This is a genomic window from Leptothrix cholodnii SP-6, from assembly GCF_000019785.1.
Classification (GTDB): Bacteria; Pseudomonadota; Gammaproteobacteria; order Burkholderiales; family Burkholderiaceae_C; genus Sphaerotilus; species Sphaerotilus cholodnii.
In genome coordinates, this window is sequence record NC_010524.1 from 2,389,155 (window position 1) to 2,405,223 (window position 16,069).

General features: G+C 68.5%; 21 protein-coding genes, 1 tRNA gene and 1 riboswitch. Of the genes, 4 read left to right on the top strand and 18 right to left on the bottom strand.

The window, feature by feature from the left end:
• Positions 1 to 17: 17 nt before the first annotated feature.
• The 9 genes from LCHO_RS10935 to LCHO_RS23380 form a co-directional block, all read right to left on the bottom strand.
• Complete coding sequence (locus LCHO_RS10935) at positions 18 to 287, bottom strand: hypothetical protein (protein WP_012347210.1); 270 nt, start codon at positions 285 to 287, stop codon at positions 18 to 20.
• The gene (locus LCHO_RS10940; protein WP_012347211.1) at positions 284 to 616 is read right to left on the bottom strand and encodes a hypothetical protein; all 333 of its coding nucleotides are present in this window, start codon (positions 614 to 616) and stop codon (positions 284 to 286) included. The genes LCHO_RS10935 and LCHO_RS10940 overlap by 4 nt, the downstream gene beginning before the upstream one ends.
• Positions 600 to 836, bottom strand: a complete 237-nt coding sequence (locus tag LCHO_RS10945; protein ID WP_012347212.1) for a hypothetical protein — start codon at positions 834 to 836, stop codon at positions 600 to 602. The genes LCHO_RS10940 and LCHO_RS10945 overlap by 17 nt, the downstream gene beginning before the upstream one ends.
• Before the next feature lie 2 nt (positions 837 to 838).
• Positions 839 to 1,651: a hypothetical protein gene (locus LCHO_RS10950; protein ID WP_012347213.1), complete on the bottom strand. Its 813-nt coding sequence runs from the start codon at positions 1,649 to 1,651 to the stop codon at positions 839 to 841.
• A gap of 189 nt (positions 1,652 to 1,840) precedes the next feature.
• Positions 1,841 to 4,042: an AAA family ATPase gene (locus LCHO_RS22130; protein WP_012347214.1), complete on the bottom strand. Its 2,202-nt coding sequence runs from the start codon at positions 4,040 to 4,042 to the stop codon at positions 1,841 to 1,843.
• Positions 4,039 to 4,569, bottom strand: coding sequence for a hypothetical protein (locus tag LCHO_RS10960; RefSeq protein WP_012347215.1), 531 nt, complete (start codon positions 4,567 to 4,569; stop codon positions 4,039 to 4,041). The genes LCHO_RS22130 and LCHO_RS10960 overlap by 4 nt, the downstream gene beginning before the upstream one ends.
• 1 nt (position 4,570) lies before the next feature.
• Complete coding sequence (locus LCHO_RS10965; RefSeq protein ID WP_012347216.1) at positions 4,571 to 4,777, bottom strand: hypothetical protein; 207 nt, start codon at positions 4,775 to 4,777, stop codon at positions 4,571 to 4,573.
• On the bottom strand, positions 4,770 to 4,982 hold the full coding sequence (locus tag LCHO_RS10970; RefSeq protein WP_012347217.1) for a hypothetical protein: 213 nt from the start codon (positions 4,980 to 4,982) through the stop codon (positions 4,770 to 4,772). Before LCHO_RS10970 ends, LCHO_RS10965 begins: the two co-directional genes overlap by 8 nt.
• Entirely contained in the window at positions 4,979 to 5,500 is a 522-nt protein-coding gene (locus tag LCHO_RS23380) for a hypothetical protein (protein ID WP_150105456.1), read from the bottom strand. Before LCHO_RS23380 ends, LCHO_RS10970 begins: the two co-directional genes overlap by 4 nt.
• A 15-nt stretch (positions 5,501 to 5,515) precedes the next feature.
• Between LCHO_RS23380 and LCHO_RS23705 the strand changes: the two genes are divergently transcribed.
• Positions 5,516 to 5,686 (top strand): hypothetical protein, encoded by a 171-nt coding sequence (locus tag LCHO_RS23705; RefSeq protein ID WP_012347219.1) that lies wholly within the window; start codon positions 5,516 to 5,518, stop codon positions 5,684 to 5,686.
• Between the two features lie 194 nt (positions 5,687 to 5,880).
• Here the strand turns inward: LCHO_RS23705 and LCHO_RS10975 are convergent, their stop codons facing one another.
• The 9 genes from LCHO_RS10975 to LCHO_RS11010 form a co-directional block, all read right to left on the bottom strand.
• Positions 5,881 to 6,171 carry a hypothetical protein gene (locus LCHO_RS10975; RefSeq protein ID WP_012347220.1) on the bottom strand — a complete coding sequence of 97 codons (291 nt, stop codon included), beginning with the start codon at positions 6,169 to 6,171 and terminating at the stop codon, positions 5,881 to 5,883.
• Positions 6,168 to 6,608 (bottom strand): single stranded DNA-binding domain-containing protein, encoded by a 441-nt coding sequence (locus LCHO_RS10980; protein WP_012347221.1) that lies wholly within the window; start codon positions 6,606 to 6,608, stop codon positions 6,168 to 6,170. Before LCHO_RS10980 ends, LCHO_RS10975 begins: the two co-directional genes overlap by 4 nt.
• Positions 6,608 to 6,955, bottom strand: a complete 348-nt coding sequence (locus tag LCHO_RS10985; RefSeq protein ID WP_050757340.1) for a hypothetical protein — start codon at positions 6,953 to 6,955, stop codon at positions 6,608 to 6,610. The genes LCHO_RS10980 and LCHO_RS10985 overlap by 1 nt, the downstream gene beginning before the upstream one ends.
• A gap of 63 nt (positions 6,956 to 7,018) precedes the next feature.
• A complete protein-coding gene (locus LCHO_RS10990; RefSeq protein WP_012347223.1) occupies positions 7,019 to 7,255 on the bottom strand; it encodes a helix-turn-helix transcriptional regulator in 237 nt (78 codons plus the stop codon).
• Positions 7,256 to 7,308: 53 nt separating this feature from the next.
• Entirely contained in the window at positions 7,309 to 7,722 is a 414-nt protein-coding gene (locus LCHO_RS23385) for a hypothetical protein (protein WP_150105457.1), read from the bottom strand.
• 96 nt (positions 7,723 to 7,818) lie between these two features.
• Entirely contained in the window at positions 7,819 to 8,067 is a 249-nt protein-coding gene (locus tag LCHO_RS10995; RefSeq protein ID WP_012347224.1) for a DUF4926 domain-containing protein, read from the bottom strand.
• Entirely contained in the window at positions 8,064 to 8,321 is a 258-nt protein-coding gene (locus LCHO_RS11000) for a hypothetical protein (RefSeq protein ID WP_012347225.1), read from the bottom strand. Before LCHO_RS11000 ends, LCHO_RS10995 begins: the two co-directional genes overlap by 4 nt.
• A complete protein-coding gene (locus tag LCHO_RS11005; RefSeq protein WP_012347226.1) occupies positions 8,318 to 9,565 on the bottom strand; it encodes a tyrosine-type recombinase/integrase in 1,248 nt (415 codons plus the stop codon). The genes LCHO_RS11000 and LCHO_RS11005 overlap by 4 nt, the downstream gene beginning before the upstream one ends.
• A 206-nt stretch (positions 9,566 to 9,771) precedes the next feature.
• Positions 9,772 to 9,848, bottom strand: a tRNA-Arg gene (locus LCHO_RS11010).
• Positions 9,849 to 10,555: 707 nt separating this feature from the next.
• On the opposite strand from LCHO_RS11010, the gene LCHO_RS11015 reads away from it, so the two are divergent.
• The 3 genes from LCHO_RS11015 (at position 10,556) to LCHO_RS11025 (ending at position 16,013) form a co-directional block, all read left to right on the top strand.
• Positions 10,556 to 11,908: a hypothetical protein gene (locus LCHO_RS11015; protein WP_043704192.1), complete on the top strand. Its 1,353-nt coding sequence runs from the start codon at positions 10,556 to 10,558 to the stop codon at positions 11,906 to 11,908.
• A 17-nt stretch (positions 11,909 to 11,925) separates the two neighbouring features.
• Entirely contained in the window at positions 11,926 to 14,451 is a 2,526-nt protein-coding gene (locus LCHO_RS11020) for a fibronectin type III domain-containing protein (protein WP_012347228.1), read from the top strand.
• 120 nt (positions 14,452 to 14,571) lie between these two features.
• A riboswitch (TPP riboswitch) is annotated at positions 14,572 to 14,667 on the top strand.
• Between the two features lie 56 nt (positions 14,668 to 14,723).
• The gene (locus tag LCHO_RS11025) at positions 14,724 to 16,013 is read left to right on the top strand and encodes a purine-cytosine permease family protein (protein ID WP_012347229.1); all 1,290 of its coding nucleotides are present in this window, start codon (positions 14,724 to 14,726) and stop codon (positions 16,011 to 16,013) included.
• Positions 16,014 to 16,069 lie beyond the last annotated feature (56 nt).

The following is a 16,069-nucleotide window of genomic DNA, read 5'->3' on the forward strand; positions in this document are numbered from 1 at the left end:
CCCGATGCGGACATCGTTCACCTGAAAGTGTCCGCCGCCTTGCTCAAGATGCGCCGGCAGGATCGCGCGGTGAGGCCGAACCGCTGCACCAGGATGTCGACCGCATCGGCGCGTGCGACGCCGGCTCGCAGCAGTTGCTCGGCAGCGGCCCGGGGCTGGTCGCGGCCCATGCGGCCGATGTAGACCTGCTGTCGCTCCCAGCAGCGCAGCACCAGCTCGATGCGGCGCTGCACGGCCGCGTCGCCACCGGCTGCCGCGACCAGCTCGGTGATGAAGCGCCGGCTCATCGGTTGCCTCGGCTCACGGCGCCCTGCACCGCCCGCTCGCGCAGCGCCGTGCCAACCACCCGCTCGGCCGTGTCGCGGCTGAAGCCGCAGCGCGCGACCATCTCGCGCCGGGCCTCGGTGGGCGTGAAGCCGGCATCGAGCAGCGCGCGGGCAGCACGCAGGCGCTCGGGCTGCAGCAGCTCGCGGCGAGTGATGAACAGCCGCTGGCCGGCCATGCCGCGCAGCAGGTCGCGCACCATGTCCTTGGTTCGGTCACAGCCGGGGCGCCGATCCAGCTCGGACAGGAACCACTGCAGCGCGTTCGGGCCGACATCATCTGGCTTCGGCATCGGCGTCCTTCGTCAACTCTTCGACCAGGCGGCGAGCGGCCGGCCGGTCGGCGATCAGGCAGGTGGTGGGCGACAGCTTCGACCAGGCAGAACGCACCGGTGCGTCGTGCTTGGCCAGGTGCAGCGCCAGCAGCTCGGCATCGGCGTCCGGGCCACGGCGCAGGACGCGGGCGGCGTCGTCGAGGAGGTCGGCCAGCAGATGACGCCGCAGTTCGAGCACGATCAGGCGCCGCCGATGTTGAAGCCAGCATCCCGCATGCCGCGCGCGATGACACCGGCACCGCACTCGCCGCTCAGGTGCTCGATGGCGGCCATCGTCTCGACGCCGTAGGGGCCGCTGCTCAGGATCTGGCGCAACGCCTCGGTGCGGCTGTAGCCGGCCTGCGCAGCGGCCTTGAGCACGCCGTTGACCAGCTTGCGAGCTGCTGCGCCGCCGTCGCCACAGTCGATCGACTCCTTGGGGTCATGGCCCGTCTGAGCCGACATCAACAGCGTCGCTTCTGCGGTCATCTCGTAGAACCGCTCGCCGTGTTCGTTGGTGCGCTCCTTGAAGTGCTCGTGCATCGGCCGGCGCAGCTTCATGGCCGGCTGGATCGGCGGCAGCGCCTGCGGCCTGGGTGCGTCGCTGGTCCGGCGCTCGACGCACTGCGCCACGTCGTCGCCGAAATGTTCCTTGAACAGCGCGTCGAGCAGGTCGTGGCGGTTGTCGCAGTAGGCGCCGGCCTTGCGCGCCAGGGCCTCCAGGCGCTCGTTCGCGGCGCCCTTGGCCATCAGCGTGTCGAGCAGGTCCATGCCGCGCCAGCCACCCGCCACGGCCACGTCGAGCAGCGTGCCGAGTCGCTGGCGGGCTTCGGTCAGTTCATCGTCGTACAGCACGATGCCGCCGACCTGCCGGCCGGTCGTGACGGTGCGCACCAGCAGCCACACCATGTCCGGCATCGAGAAGGTTTTGCGGTCGGTGCTGATGGCGAGCATGTCGCGCGCTGCGCGCTCCACCAGGTCGGCGGTGAGGTCGAAAGTCTTGTTCGTGGTCATGGTCAGTTCCTCGTGTTCGGGTGAGTGCTGGCGGGGGTGGCGTTCCCAATCGTTCCCAATCGTTCCCATGCGTTCCGGGTGTCGTGGGAATGGGTGCGGGTGGGTGGCGGCAAACAAGCCGCACCCCACACGTTCCCGCCTTTTTTTCCTATAGGGGAACGGGTGGATCGGGAACGGGTGGAATCGAGGTCAGGCGGCCGGGTCAATTTCCACCTCTGGCGCGTTTTCCTCAACCAACTCGGGAACGGGTGGCGCCGCCTGTTTTTTCCAGGTTGCCGGGATCACCAGCAGCTCGGGCGGCAGGGGCTCGCCGGCACGCACAGCGTCGTGTTGCTCGGTCGTCAGCTTGACCAGGAACGCGGCACGCGAAGAGTGCGCCCGCTCCTTCGCCGGCACGCCCACTTCCCACAGCCACATCTCCGACAGCAGGTTCTCGATAGCGTCCGTCACCTCGCTGGCGCGGCGCCTGATCTTCGCCTTGACCCCTGCCCGGTTCAGCGGGTTGCCCGTCTGCCAGGCCGCTTGCACCGCGTCCATGATCTCGACACGCAGCTCGGCATCGGCGTCCTTGCGGGCCTGTTCCTGGGCCTCTGCGCGGGCCTCGATGCGTGGCACCTCGGGCGGGGCCGGGTGCGTCCAGCGCAAGACGACGTGCTCGGTGCCGCCGAACTCGTTGCGGGCGGTCGTCATGGCCGTGAAGGTCTTGATTTCCAGCTCGGTCCAGCGAGCCTCGAAACGGGTCTTGCCGCGCATGAGGTACCGCACCTCGCCATCGGTGGCCAGGTAGAGCACCTGATTCGCGTCCGCCTCCCATGCGCTCGCGCCGCGCGCCGACAGGTTCGCCACATCGGACCGGCTCATGCTGGCCTTGGCAACGTGCCCGACCAGCCACACCGGCAGGCCGGCGAAGCGTTGCTTGAGCATGGCGACGGCGGCGCTGGCCTCGCTGTTGCTGTTCTCCTCTTCCAGCTCGAGCACGGCGGACTTGGTGTCGAACACCACCAGCGGCAGCAGCTCCACGCCGTCAACATCGCGGCGCAAGTGGGCGTAGTCGCCAGCCACTTCGACCACCTCGGCAGGCGGCAGGCGGCGGGCCTCGACCACGCGCAGGCGGTCGCGCACCAGGTCGAGCGCCGGGCGGTACTGTGCGTGGCTCAGGACCCCGGCCAGGATGCGGCGAGCCTGCTCCACGTCCTCGGTGACGTAGACCACGCGGCGCCAGTGCAGCGGTGCCAGCGGATCGCCAGGGGGATGCAGGCCAGCCGCCACCAGCGCCAGCGGCAGAAGCGCAGTCGTCTTGCCGGCCCCGTGGGCGCCCGCGATGATGACCAGGCCGTGGCCGATGAAGCCGGGGATCACCCAGCGCGGTGCGGCCGGCTCTGCGTCCAGGTCGATGAAGCGGGCGAGCGGGTGTGGCGCCGGTTCTGGCGCGGCGTGAGCATTGCCCAGCAGCACCTCCAGCGCGTCGAAGCCTTCGGCCTGGGCGTAGTCGTTGGCGTCGAAGTTCGCCGGGCTGCCCGCCGGCATCGTGACCACGGCGGCGCCCACCTCGGCAGCGATTGCCGCAGCGTCTTCCTCCTTGCCCGCGTCAGGCACCAGCACCAGCCGGGCCGATGCATCACGCTGGCGCAGCTCGGCAGCCACACCGGCCACGCGGCCCCAGCCGAACGCCACCACGGCAGCGACGCCGGTCGCCTTCCAGCACGCCCACGCCTGACCGATGCCTTCGACCAGGTGCACGCGCTCGCCGGGCCGCAGCTCGCCGACGATGAACACGCCATCCATCGAGGCGCCGGGCAGGTTCAGTTTCTTGCCGGCACCAGGCGCCGGGATGAACTGGATCGACACGGGGGTGTCACTGCCCAGCGGGTACACCGGCACGGCCAGGGCGCCAGCCATCGGTTGCCCAGCGATGCGCAGCGGATCGCCCTCTGGCACCACGCGCAGGCCCTCGGGGGTGCCCTGCTTGGCGACGATGTAGCCGTGGGCATCGGCGGCCGGCAGGAACCTCGCCCACAGCTCAGGCGCCGACAGGCCTTGCCGGGGCTTGCCGGGGCGCACGGCCACCTGCTGGTGGGGCCTGGGCTGCTGGCGCGGCCGATCCTGCGGCTTGCCGTCCTGCGGCGGTTTCCATCCGGCATCGATGGCGGCTTTCCACAGCGTGCCCGGGCCGGTGCCGCCTGCGGTGTTGACGGTGCGGAACGCCGCGCGCACGTCGCGCTCGCTCTTGAAGTTCGGCGCGCTGGCGCTCCACTCCACCAGGTCGTCGACGCTCAGGCCGGCAGCGAGGGCGGCGCGGCCGATCTTGTGCCAGTCGTCGCGGCTGCACCCGGGGTCGATGGCGCGCAGGGCGTCATGGGCGTGCCGCAGGTCGATGCGGTCTCCTGTCATGACGACACCTCCTCCTGACGCGGGAACGCCGACAGCGCAGCGACGGCGCGGCGCTCGGCAGCCGCCTTGCGGCCGGCGGCCAGGCGGGCGACGCGCTCGGCTTTCTCCTTGGCCTCGAGCTGGCGCATCGTTTCCAGCCCCGTGCGATGGTTGGCAATCTTCGCGTCGAGGTACTCGACACGGCCGACCTCGCGCATCGCCAGGCACGCCCACTCGATCAGCTCGTGCAGGAACCAGTGCGCCGTCTGGTCGCGGCTGTCCCAGTCGCCCGACCAGGCTGCTGCGGCGGCGCTCTGCACCGAGCAGTAGATGCGGTAACTCAGGGCGCGAACGTCCTTCGGTGCAACCTCCTTCATCGAGATCATCGTTGCGCGCATCGCCTCCAGCGACACCAGCATCGCGTCTTCGTCGGCACCCGGCGCACGCGGCGCCCAGTCCTTGCTCTTGGTGCGAAACGGGAGCTGATCCCACACGGCAGGCAATGCAGCGGCTTCACCGGCCGCGCCGGTCTTCTTCTTGGCGGCCATGTCAGGCTCCTTGTTCGGTGGTGGGGTGCTGCAGCTGCCAGGCGCCGATCACGGCGGCCAGGCCCTGCGCATGCACGCGCAGGCCTTCGACCTCGAAGGGCGTCAGCGTGGCCAGGTCGGTGCGGTCGGGGGCGCACAGCGCGGACAACTGCGCGGTGAGGTCGAGCCACTGGCGGGCGGTCTTCATCACGGTGGTGGGCTTACGCATGGTCGGCACCCCCGTCGATCTCGATGCGCTCGGCAACGTGGCGAGAGATGGCGCCGGCCAGGGCTTCGCAGCGGTCGGCAATCCGCATCAGCGTGCCGATATCGACATCGAGCAACTCAACGGGGTCACGGTGCAGCAGCGCGTAGAGCGAATCCATGCGCAGGTCCAGTGCCTGCACCAGTGCGATAGAGGTGCTGCCGCTCATGCTGCACCCCCACGATTCAGCCGGTCGGCGGCGATGACGCCGAAGGCACGAGCACGCAGCTCGGCACGGCGCAGGGCCGCGCGGTCGGCCAGGCGGAAGGCCAGGCGCTTCAGGTAGTGGCGGGGGGGCGCCTCATCTTTGAGGAGTCGGCCAACGCACGACGGCTCAAAACTGAGCCGTCGATCGGCCTGGGCGGATGAACTGCGCTCAGAAATGAGCGCAGCGTATGCGGCAGCTTGTGCCGACTTGGGGGTCGTCATGGTCTCGGGCTCCTGAACGAGCTTCAGAAATCCACCCCTGCCGTTTTCAAGCGGCAGAGGGTGGGCGGGATGTTGAAAACACGAGTTCAGTCGTGCGGCCATGCTTGCGCGATGGCCCATCCCGCCCATTGAAACCTTGACGGAATACGGGCGTGACAAAGCCGCACTGACGGGGCGGCTTGCCGCTGAACTCAAGGTGTTTTCAAGCACCTGCGCGCAGTGTGCCTTGCGCTGTCGTGCGCGGTCAAGCGTTCTCATGCGCACAATCCCCCGATGCGCTGCCCCTTCCTCGCCCTGTTGTCCGTGCTGCCCTCGCTGCTCGTCATGCTGGTGGTGCTGGCGTTCGTCGGGCTTTTCTTCGGCTGGTTCGGCGTGGCGTGCGCCGTGCTGCTGCTGATCGGGCTGGTCGTGGTGGAGCGGCAGAAGGCCAAAGGCCGGCAGTAGCGGTGCGCGTGGCAACGACTTGGAAACCCGGCACTCAGTGCCGCCTTTTTCTGGCGACGACGTGCAGGCGTCAGCGGTGCCCGTTGCAACACCATCTGGATGTTCATCCAGATGTGGGCGCCACCGCGAAGACGTGCAGGCGTCAGCTTCGCGTTGGTGGTCGACCGGCGCAGTTTTGCGCTCGTGGCCAGTCATCAAGCCACCTCCCGCAGATGAGCGGCCAGCGCCTTCTCGACACGAGCCAGGAAGCCGCACAGGCCGGGGTCAGCCGCACCGATGCGCGCGGCCAGCTCGCCGGGCTGTGCCAGGTCGTTGACCAGGCGCGACAGGTAGGTGTCGGCAGCGCGCTCGCCACGGATGAAGGCCAGGGCGGCGTCAGAGGTGGCCGGGATGCTCCGCTCGCCAATTCCGGCGGGCGGCGCATCGTCGCCGATCGTGTGCACGGTGGTGCGGTCGGCGGGGTGGGTGAGGAGCAGGGTGGTCATGAGCGTTCACCCCGCAGCCATGCGTCATCGTCGTGGTGTTGGGCCACTACGAAACTTTCGTCGTGCTCGTCGGCTGCCTGACGTGCTGCCGCTGGTGGTGCTGCAGCAGCCGCCACGGCGTCGCGCTTCTTCTTCAGGCCGTAGGTCGTCAGCACCTGCGCGGCCACCAGGTCGAGCGAGGGCCGGGCGTCGCCCTCCCGGTCGATCCAGGCGCCGGGCTTGAGCGTGCCGGCCAGCGCCAGCGAGTCGCCGGCATCGAGGGCCAGCAGCGCGCGGCCGGCCGACTCGCTGAATGCGACCACGTTGACGAACACGCCGCCGGCATCGCCAGCAGCGGCGAGCACCTTGGCGGTGACGAACTGGCGGCCGGTGTTGCCGCTGGTGCGGCTCTTGGCTGGCTCGTGCAGCTTGCCGAGGATCAGGGCTTCGATGCTCATTACGCGGCCCTCCCGGTCATCTTGGCCAGCGCCAGCAGCACGTGCTCGGCTGCATCGCGGTCGGCCGCGGTCAGGCTGTAGGTGCCGCGCTCGATGGTGCGGCCGTCTCGGTCGACCACCGGCGAGAAGGTGCACGGGATGACCAGGCCGAAGCGGCGGCGCAGCTTGGCCACCACGTCAGGGCCGTTGCTGGCGCCGGCTGCGCGGTCGATCTGCTCACGCGTCTGCCGCCCGGTCAGCAGCGCCGACAGCACGCGGGTCTGTCGCGGGCTCGGTGGACGTTGGAACAGATGTTCGAACAGTTGCGCGGGATTGGTCGATGCGGCAACATCCGCTTCGGTCTGCATGGGGGTCGCGCTGGTAACGCGGCCCTTTCTTTTTTCTGGGGTGGTCTGCATGGCCGGCACCTATTACGACTGGCGGGCCATGAACGCCTGAACGTCGCCGCTGCGCCAGCGGGTGCAGCGCGGTCCCATGCGGACGGGCTTGAGGTCGCCGGCTGCGGCCAGGCGGTAGATCGTCGCCACCGACAGGCCGAGCACGGCCGAGACGGTGCGTGCCGTCAGCAGTGCGCCAGGCAGTGCGGCGGCTTCGATGGGCTGGGGGTTCTTGGGCTTGCCGGTCTGGCTGGGTGCGGTGGCTTGCATGTGCGCCTCACTGATGAAGTGAGCGCATGGTCGAAAAAGCAGGGGCTCTGCCGTCAACTCTGCATTTGCGCTGCCCGTGCTTTGTGAAGCTCTTCAGTCACGTCCTGCCGCGTTGATCGTGCGCGGCCTGCTGCCGACTCTTCTTTGACCAGCCTTGCGAGCGCGCCGCGTTTGCCAATGACCTGCCACCCGACCACGGTCTGCCGCAGGTCTCCGCCAAGTTCTTTCAATCGTGCGAGCCGGCGGCTCGCCCTTGCCTCTGGCGTCTCTGATCGCGCAACAGCAATTGTTCCTGCGCGCGTCGCCGCCCTGATACGCTCAAATCCCGCGTGCGCAATCTCGAGAAAGTGTCGACTCTCTGCCTCTCTTGCCGCGCGCTCAATGGCCTCACGATGAAGGCGCAGTTCTTGAATCAATGCCTCGCTGGCAGATAGCGCCAAGTCCGGATGCTGGTCGATTTCATCCATGCATGCTCCCATGCACTCCCTGATGAGTGCCGCGCCAGCCAGGGGGAGCGCCTGGGGTTCGGGGATCAGCCTAGGCGCGGCGGGGTGCATTGTCGGTCAGCTCTCGTCAGCCCACACCAGTTCGAGGTGCTCGGCAAGCATGGTCGGCATGGCCAACGTCTCGCCGTCGTCATTGCAGAACTCGACCATGTAGGCGTCGTGTGGGGTCGTGAAGGCGCAAACGACTGCACCAACGTCGCCAGGGCTGACGGGCCGGCCCCATTCGTCGCCTGGCACCGCCACGCGGCTGCGCACAACGTCATGCTCTCGGAATAGCCGGCTGTGCGGGGTGCTCGGCTCGCTCATGCGCCACCCCTCAGCAGCTCGTCGGGGTCGAAGCGACGAACAAGGTCCGACAGCAGCTCGTCACCGGTCATGTCGGCCCAAACGTCGGCCTGGCACCGCGCCCAATGCAACATCCCGTACAAGGCCACGCTCTGCCCGGCGTCGAAGTCGTCCCACACGGGCTTGCGCAGCAGTGCTCGCGCCTCTTCAATGGTGCGTTCAAGCACCGAATGCAGCACTGCCAGCGCGCCGGCCTGGGTGGTCTGTTCGCTCATGCCGCCCTCCCCTTGATCGGCACCACCTGCGCACCGATGCGCAGACGGTCGAGGTAGTCCGCCCACGCCGCCATCATCTGCCGGCGCTGCTCCATGAACTCCGCCCGGTCATAGGCCATGCCCAGCGGCCCGGACTTGCCGTGCGCGAGCTGCGCCTCGATCACGTCCGGGTTGATGCCGGGCAGGCGCTCCACGATCAGGGTGCGCGCCATCGCCCGGAAGCCGTGGGCGGTCATCTCGTCGTTGCTGTAGCCCATGCGGCGCAGGGCGGCCCGGATGGTGTTCTCGCTCATGCAGCGCTCACCGGTCAGCAGCGAGGGGAACACGAACTGGCCGTAGCCGGTCAGCGTCCGCAGCTCTTCAAGGATCGCCAGGGCCTGGGGCGCCAGCGGGACCAGGTGCGGCCGGCCGTTCGTCTTGCCGTGCACCGTGCGCTTCATCTTGTCGGCCGGGATCGTCCACAGCGCCGCGTCGACGTCGACCTCGGCCCACTCCATCGCCCGGATGTTGCCGGGGCGCTGGAACACCAGGGCTGAAATCGCCAGCGCCGCGCGGGTGATGGGCTGGCCGGCGTAACTGTCGATGGCGCGCAGCAGCTCGCCGGCCTTGATCGGCTCCAGCACCGCGGCCATGTGCTTGACGGCGACGGGGCGCAGCGCGCCGTGCAGGTCAGGCGCCGGGCTGCGCTCGCAGCGGCCCGTCTGGATCCCGTAGCGAAACACCTGCCCGGCCGTCTGGCGCAGGGTGTGCGCCGTCTCGTTCGCGCCGCGCTTCTCGACCCTGCGCAGGGCGTCCAGCAGCATCGGGGCCGAAACGTCGGCCAGCGGCAGCGAGCCGAGCACGGGGAACAGGTCTTTCTCCATCTGCGTGATCCAGCGCGCCGAATAGGTCGCGCTCCAGGCGCCGGCCTTGGTGGCGAAGAACTCGCGCGCCACCGCCTCGAACGTGGTCGCGTTGCTGGTGGCCTTGGCCAGCGTGTCGGCCTTGCGCTGCTGAACCGGGTTCGTGCCGTCGGCCCTGACCTTGCGGGCGGCGTCGCGCGCCAGGCGGGCCGCCTTCAGACTCACCTCGGGATAGCTGCCCAGCGCCAGGCGGGATTCCTTGCCGTCCGGGTAGAACTTCCAGAACCAGCGCTTGGAGCCGGCCGGCGACACCTCGAGGTACAGCCCGGCCGCATCGGACAGGCGCCGACGCTTCAGATCAGGCGGGCAAGAGGCGTTGCGGCAGTCGGCGTCGGTCAGCATGGCGGGCTTTCTGTGCCCCGGTCGAGGGAAACCGGGGAACAACTACCCTGATTTGCCCCGGGATCCCGGTTCGTTCCCCGGATTGTTCCCCGGTACGGGGTGCGCTGTATAGACCCTCACTGCGTCAACGTGACATGAAAAAAGCCCCTAAGTGGTTGATTCACCGAGGGGCTTGATTCAACGTGAGCGGTCGTGATCTGCTGATTTGGCCTGCCCGGAGGGGATCGAACCCCCAACCCCCGCCTTAGAAGGGCGGTGCTCTATCCAGTTGAGCTACGGGCAGCACGGCAGATTGCAGCGATGGGGGCCGTCCGATCCCTGTGGTCGGGGCGATGCCGTTATCGCTGCACGCCTCCAAAAATTATGGCACGGCGGGAAAGTCGCTCTCCCGGCGCCGCCGCCGCGCGCTCGACACCCGGCCACGCCCCGCCAGGTGCGGCGACAGAACCGCCACGGCAGTAGCCCGAACGCGGCATGCCGCATTAGCGATTCTTCACGGAACAGGTCTGCCACGCGCTTTTCCATCCGCCCGAATGAAGGAAAAGACGGCTCGAACAACCCCTGTTCGCGGGATTGCATAAACCTGGATATGGCATGGGTTGGGTCAAATCCACCACCACAACCGCGTCAATTGACCCGATCGCTGATCACTTCTGCGAGATCAGGATGGGAACAGAACCCATTAATTACAGGTTTCATGCACCGTTACGCAGGGTCGGGTCAAGTACATGCAACAGCTCAAACATGTGCACTTCATCACACCCCCAACTTGGGTTCAGGTTGTGAGGGGTGTTCGTGAATATGGCTTACCTATTGCTGTGAAGAGGATGTGATCTGCAGGGAAATCGCACCCAAGACCCCGTTTTCAGCCTTCAGGTAACGCCGGTGCGACGCCCGACCAGTTCGTTGATCAACCCAACCCTCGCGGGGGAGCAAACGATGATGAAACTTTCCGTCCTGGCTCAAGCGGCCATTCTGGGATTGAGTCTGATGACCCAGTCTCTGCAGGCTCAAGTCTGCCTGGCTGACAGCACCAAACCGTTCAGTGCCGGCGCACCGGGCGCCCTGCCCGGTTTCGCACCGAACGGTTTTGCCGAATTCGTCGTCGACTCGGAAGGCTATGGCCTGGTGCTGTGCAACGACCCGGCCTACTGCTTCTTCGACCCGGTCATCGCCGGCAACGCCTTCTCCGAAGAGACCGGCCTGGGCGGTGAAACCTTCTGGTTCCTGGCCGACAGCGTGACCACCACCACCGGCCCGGCGGCGATCGACGCGCTGCTGGTGATGGGCGTCGAAGCCGCCTTCGCCGTCGAGGAGCCCACCGCCGGCCTGAACTTCCCGTTCACCCGCCTGCGCACCCGCATCGACGTCAATGCCGTTGGTCAGTACAAGCTCGAACACCCGTGGGGCGAGCGCAATTTCACCGTCAGCTCGATCGTCGACGCCACCGGCCGCCCTGAAGCCAAGGAAATCAACGAAACCATCGACATCGAGTTCCGCCCCAACGCCGGCGGCCAACGCGGTTCGATCGGCCCGTGGCTGCGCTGGACGGCACCTGGCGACCCGGGTTACGTGCCCGGAGAAGCGCTGGCCCCGGCCGGCTACCTGGGTGACGGCCCGACCACCCCGCACACCGTGGTCGGCAGCCCCTGCGGCCGCAACCACGTGCGCATCAGCGCCACCAACCTGGCGGGCACCGCCGGCCTGGCGATCGATCCGGGTGACGCCGACGGCGACGGCTCCGAGTTCAGCGTGACCAACCGCCTGTTCACCGTGCAGGGCAAGCTGGCGGCGTTCACCTCCACGCCGCTGAACCTGCCCGGCATCACCTACTCGCGCGCCCTGCTGCCCGCCGGTGGCACCGAAACGCGCCTGAACGTGTTCGCCGAAGCACCGTCGACCGCGATCGTCACCACCACCAACCCGAACGGCGGCGCCGACCTGACCCTGGCGACCGACAACACCGGCCGCTACTTCAGCTCGACGATCCTGAACGTGCCGGTGCCGCTCGCCGTATCGGTGAACGCGATCGCCCCGGTGTTCGGCGGCACGCTGAGCACCGCCAGCAAGCCGGTGACCGACGAAGTCAACATCACCGCCGCGCAGGCCACCTGCACGATCGCCGCACCCAAGGTCTGCAGCCTGACCGTGTCCGCCAACTCGAGCGACCGCGCAGCCGTGGCTGACGGCGGCCCGACGCTGACGCTGACCTTCCAGAACCAGACGCTGAGCGCCGACGTGCCCCTGACCCTCAACAGCCTGTCCGTGCTGCCTGCTGCCGTGACCGTGCGCTCCGACAAGGGCGGTACGGCCACCAAGGCCATCACCGTCGTCAACCAATAAACCGGGAGTCCATACCCATGAAACGCACTCTGCTGGCACTCCTCGCCGTCACGGCACTCGACATGTTCGCCGCCCAGGCCGCCATGGCCCAGGCCGCATCCTGCGCCCTGGCCAACGGCGGCAACGGCGCGAGCCCGATCTCGACCGGCCCGACCAACACGCTCAACGGCTTTTCCACCTTCGTGGCCAGCGGCGGCACCGCGCTCGAGCTGTGCACCGACCCGGCCTTCTGCTTCTTCGACCCGGTGGTCGAAGGCAACCTGTTCTCCGAGCAGATCGGCACCGGCGGCGAATCGTTCTGGTACTCGGCCGATGCCTTCATCGTCGGCAACAACGGCCTGACGGTGAACTACATCACCGCCGCCGAAGCGGCCTTCGCCACCGAAGAGCCGGTGCCGGGCGGCCAGTTCAGCTTCACCCGCCTGCGCATCCGCATCGACGTGCCCCAGCCCGGCATCTACACCCTGGTTCACCCCTACGGTGAGAAGCAGTGGACGGTGGACGTGGTCGACGTCGGCAACGAGATCAACGAGACGCTCGACATCAGCTTCACGCCCAACCTGGCGCAGTCGTCGTCGTTCAACGCCGTCGGCCCGTTCCTGCAGTGGGATGCCACCGCACCGGCAGCACCGGCCGGTTTCATCGGTGACTTCAACGTCGGCCACACGGTCACCGGCAGCCCCTGCAACACCAACTTCATCCGCCTGAGCGGCACCAACCTCGACGGCACGCCGATCGCAGGCGGCATCGACGGCAGCGGTGCCGATGCGCTCGAAAGCACCGAGTTCTTCGTGCAGGGCAAGATCTTCACCGGCCTGTTCCGTGCGCCGCTGGCCGTGCAACGTGCCACCTTCAACCGCTCCGACGCGGCTGACGCGCAGCTCGAGGTGTTCGCCACCGTGCCGGGCGGCATCGCCACCACCGCGGTGAGCGTGGCTGAAACCGGCACCCCGGTGCGCCTGCTGGCACCCGCGGCACTGGCCGGCAACGTGGTCGACGGCTTCTTTGCCAGCGCCGCACTGAGCACGGCCAACCCGGCGGCGATGCCCAACTCGGTGGCCGTGACGGCTGCCGACACCGCCGCCGTGGCCGGCGCCCTGCCGACCACGCTGCTGGTCAAGGCGGTCGACAACGTCGTCATCACCCAGGCCGACTACGACGTCGCCGCCAAGGTGCTGACCGTCAACGCCACCTCCAGCGACACCCGTGCCGGTGGCCCGCTGCTGACGGTGTACGAGACGCAATCGCCGGTCGGCATCGCACAGACGACCAACGCCCCGCCGTTCCAGGTGACGGTGGTGTCGGCTTCGGGCGGCACCGCCACCGCGACGGTGAACGTGGTTGCCACGCCGCTGCCGCTGGCCCCCACCGCCCTGAGCGGCACGGCCTCGGCGTTCAACAGCGTCAGCCTGAGCTGGACCGACGGCTCCACCAACGAAGCCGGTTTCCGCATCAAGCGCAACGGCGTGGTGGTCGGCACGGTCGGCCCCAACGTGACCACGTTCGTCAACAACACCGGCGTGATCGAGAACACCGCCTACAACTACGAGGTGGTGGCCTACAACGCCGCCGGCGAGTCGGAAGCGGCAGCGGTTTCGGTGTCGACCCCGGTGGCGCCGCTGAATGCACCGGCCGTGACCTCGCTGATCGCCCTGAGCAACAGCTCGGTGCGCATCAACTGGGCCGACAACTCGAACAACGAGGCGGGTTTCCGCGTCGTGCGCACCCGCACCGACGTGGCCAGCGCGCCGGTGACCACGCAGCTCGCCGCCGGCGTGATCACGCTGACGCAGACCGGCCTGGTGGCGGGCGCCACCTACTCGTACCAGGTGGTGGCTTTCCGCACGCCGGCCAACTCGACCACCGAGCAGACCTCCGCGTCGGCCGAGTCGACGATCGCCGTGCCGCTGGGTGCCACGCTGAACGCCCCGTCGGGCCTGGCGACCACGCGCCTGTCGGGCACCTCGGTGCGCCTGCTGTGGGCCGACCAGTCGAGCCTGGAGACGGGTTACCGCGTGCAGCGTTCGACCGCCACCGTGAACGCCACCACCGGCGTCACGACGGCCGGCGCCACGTTCGCGACCACCACCTCGCCCAACGGCAACATCGCGGCCAACGCCACCCTGTACAACAACACGGGCCTGGCGCAGAACACGATGTACACCTACCGGGTGAACGCGGTGGACGGCACGACCCAGGGCCCGACCGCGCAGATCTTCTACTACAGCGGCACGCTGCCGACGGTGAGCGGAACCGGCACCAACGCCACCACCGTGGTGGGCCGTGTCGTGCCGCGCTGGACGCGCAGCACCAACGTCGCGGTGGCCGGCTACACGCTGCAGCGCTGCACGTTGAACAACACGACCGTCTGCACGGCCGCCGGCCCCTGGACCGACATCAACATCGCCGGTCGCAACACCAACCTGTACAACGACGACGGTCTGGTCACCGGTCGCCGCTACAGCTATCGCATCCGCACGGTCAACGCCGCGATCAACCAGGCGGGCAACTACTCGGCCATCTTCAGCGCGCTGGCACGCTGATCGATCGATCGATTGATCCTTGAAAGAGGCTTGGGCCGCGGGGGCAACCCCGCGGCCCTTTTTGCGATCGAAATCACGAAAACAGGGCCACCGGGCGCGATCGGCTAAGCTCGCGCCCTCGTTCCTTGCTGGGGGTGCTGGCCTTGTGCCGGCTGAGAAAGTCCCTTCGAACCTGACTGAGGTAATCCTCGCGCAGGGAAGCATGGCGCGGAGCCCCGCCTTCCTGCGGCGCGCCGCCCTGCTGACCTGCCATCTTCACAACGGTGAACCCGATGGCCGATACACACACTTCGATTTCTTCTTCCCGCCCGCTCGATGCGTCGCAGCGGGTCTTCGGCCTGCGCGACCACGCCTCGCTCTGGTTCAGCCTGGGCGTGGGCCTGCTGGTGATGCAGGTCGGCGCCTACCTGGTGCCGGCGATGGGTACGCAGGCGGCGCTGTTCGCGATTCTGGTCGGCTCGATCGTCGGCGCCGGCCTGCTGGCCTGGGTGGCGCAGATCGGCTGCGAGCGCGGCCTGTCGAGCGCGGCGCTGATCAGCCAGACGCTGGGCAGCCGTTTCGCCCGCCTGCCGGTGATCCTCAACATCGTGCAGCTGCTCGGCTGGACCGCCTTCGAGCTGGTGGTGATGCGCGACGGCAGCGCCGCGATCGTCAAGCAGCTCACCGGCGTCGACGCCGCCTGGGTGCCGTATGCCGCCACGCTGCTGCTGGGCGGCCTGCTGCTGGCGCTGGCGCGCGGCTCGATGGTCAGGCTGGTGCGGCGTTTCGTCGGCCGCTACGGCCTGCCGCTGGTGATCGCCTCGCTGGTCTGGCTGACGGTCCAGTTCGTGCTGGCCGCGCAGGCGCAGGGCTTCGAGGCCTTCTGGCAGCGCCCCGGCAACGGCTCGATGAGCACCATCGCCGCGGTCGACCTGGTGATGGCGATGCCGGTGTCGTGGCTGCCGCTGGTGGCCGACTACGCGCGCTACGGCAAGTCCGGCCTCAGTGCCCGCCGCGGCACCTGGATCGGCTACGCGATCGCCAACACCTGGTGCTACGCGCTGGGCGTGCTGGTGGTCAGCACCGCGCAGCCCGGCCTGGACCTGGTGACGACGCTGCTGCTGGCGCAAGGCGGCCTGATCGCGCTGGGCCTGATCCTGATCGACGAGATGGACAACGCCTACGGCGACGTGCACTCGGGCGCGGTGTCGCTGAACTTCCTGCGACCGGGCACCAGCGTGTCGAGCTGGGGCATGGTGATGGCGGGGGTGTCGGTGGCGGCGGCGATGGTGCTGCCGATGCACAGCCTCGAGCCCTTCCTGCTGATGCTCAGCTCGGTGTTCGTGCCGCTGTTCGGCGTGGTGATCTCGCAGCTGGCCGCACAAGGCCGCAGCCGCGAGGTCGCGATCGCCTGGGGCCCGGCGGCGGTCTGGCTGCTGGGCATCGCGGTGTTCCACCTCAGCCCGAAGATCGCGCCGGCGCTGGGTTCGGCCATCCCCGCGCTGGTGGTGACGCTGGCCGTGGGCAGCCTGCTGCGTTCGCGCGGCCACGACGGCCCGGTGCCGTCGGTCAGCGGCGCCTGACACGCTGCCGCCTCGACCGGAACGGGCGCCCTGGTGGCGCCCTTTTTTTCGCCTGC

What these genes read in the sequence shown, in the direction of transcription:
- LCHO_RS10935 (WP_012347210.1), bottom strand. Translation starts at nt 287, where the DNA reads ATGAGCCGGCGCTTCATCACCGAGCTGGTCGCGGCAGCCGGTGGCGAC.
- LCHO_RS10940 (WP_012347211.1), bottom strand. Translation starts at nt 616, where the DNA reads ATGCCGAAGCCAGATGATGTCGGCCCGAACGCGCTGCAGTGGTTCCTG.
- LCHO_RS10950 (WP_012347213.1), bottom strand. Translation starts at nt 1,651, where the DNA reads ATGACCACGAACAAGACTTTCGACCTCACCGCCGACCTGGTGGAGCGC.
- LCHO_RS22130 (WP_012347214.1), bottom strand. Translation starts at nt 4,042, where the DNA reads ATGACAGGAGACCGCATCGACCTGCGGCACGCCCATGACGCCCTGCGC.
- LCHO_RS10960 (WP_012347215.1), bottom strand. Translation starts at nt 4,569, where the DNA reads ATGGCCGCCAAGAAGAAGACCGGCGCGGCCGGTGAAGCCGCTGCATTG.
- LCHO_RS10965 (WP_012347216.1), bottom strand. Translation starts at nt 4,777, where the DNA reads ATGCGTAAGCCCACCACCGTGATGAAGACCGCCCGCCAGTGGCTCGAC.
- LCHO_RS10970 (WP_012347217.1), bottom strand. Translation starts at nt 4,982, where the DNA reads ATGAGCGGCAGCACCTCTATCGCACTGGTGCAGGCACTGGACCTGCGC.
- LCHO_RS23380 (WP_150105456.1), bottom strand. Translation starts at nt 5,500, where the DNA reads ATGAGAACGCTTGACCGCGCACGACAGCGCAAGGCACACTGCGCGCAG.
- LCHO_RS23705 (WP_012347219.1), top strand. Translation starts at nt 5,516, where the DNA reads ATGCGCTGCCCCTTCCTCGCCCTGTTGTCCGTGCTGCCCTCGCTGCTC.
- LCHO_RS10975 (WP_012347220.1), bottom strand. Translation starts at nt 6,171, where the DNA reads ATGACCACCCTGCTCCTCACCCACCCCGCCGACCGCACCACCGTGCAC.
- LCHO_RS10980 (WP_012347221.1), bottom strand. Translation starts at nt 6,608, where the DNA reads ATGAGCATCGAAGCCCTGATCCTCGGCAAGCTGCACGAGCCAGCCAAG.
- LCHO_RS10985 (WP_050757340.1), bottom strand. Translation starts at nt 6,955, where the DNA reads ATGCAGACCGAAGCGGATGTTGCCGCATCGACCAATCCCGCGCAACTG.
- LCHO_RS10990 (WP_012347223.1), bottom strand. Translation starts at nt 7,255, where the DNA reads ATGCAAGCCACCGCACCCAGCCAGACCGGCAAGCCCAAGAACCCCCAG.
- LCHO_RS23385 (WP_150105457.1), bottom strand. Translation starts at nt 7,722, where the DNA reads ATGGATGAAATCGACCAGCATCCGGACTTGGCGCTATCTGCCAGCGAG.
- LCHO_RS10995 (WP_012347224.1), bottom strand. Translation starts at nt 8,067, where the DNA reads ATGAGCGAGCCGAGCACCCCGCACAGCCGGCTATTCCGAGAGCATGAC.
- LCHO_RS11000 (WP_012347225.1), bottom strand. Translation starts at nt 8,321, where the DNA reads ATGAGCGAACAGACCACCCAGGCCGGCGCGCTGGCAGTGCTGCATTCG.
- LCHO_RS11005 (WP_012347226.1), bottom strand. Translation starts at nt 9,565, where the DNA reads ATGCTGACCGACGCCGACTGCCGCAACGCCTCTTGCCCGCCTGATCTG.
- LCHO_RS11015 (WP_043704192.1), top strand. Translation starts at nt 10,556, where the DNA reads ATGACCCAGTCTCTGCAGGCTCAAGTCTGCCTGGCTGACAGCACCAAA.
- LCHO_RS11020 (WP_012347228.1), top strand. Translation starts at nt 11,926, where the DNA reads ATGAAACGCACTCTGCTGGCACTCCTCGCCGTCACGGCACTCGACATG.
- LCHO_RS11025 (WP_012347229.1), top strand. Translation starts at nt 14,724, where the DNA reads ATGGCCGATACACACACTTCGATTTCTTCTTCCCGCCCGCTCGATGCG.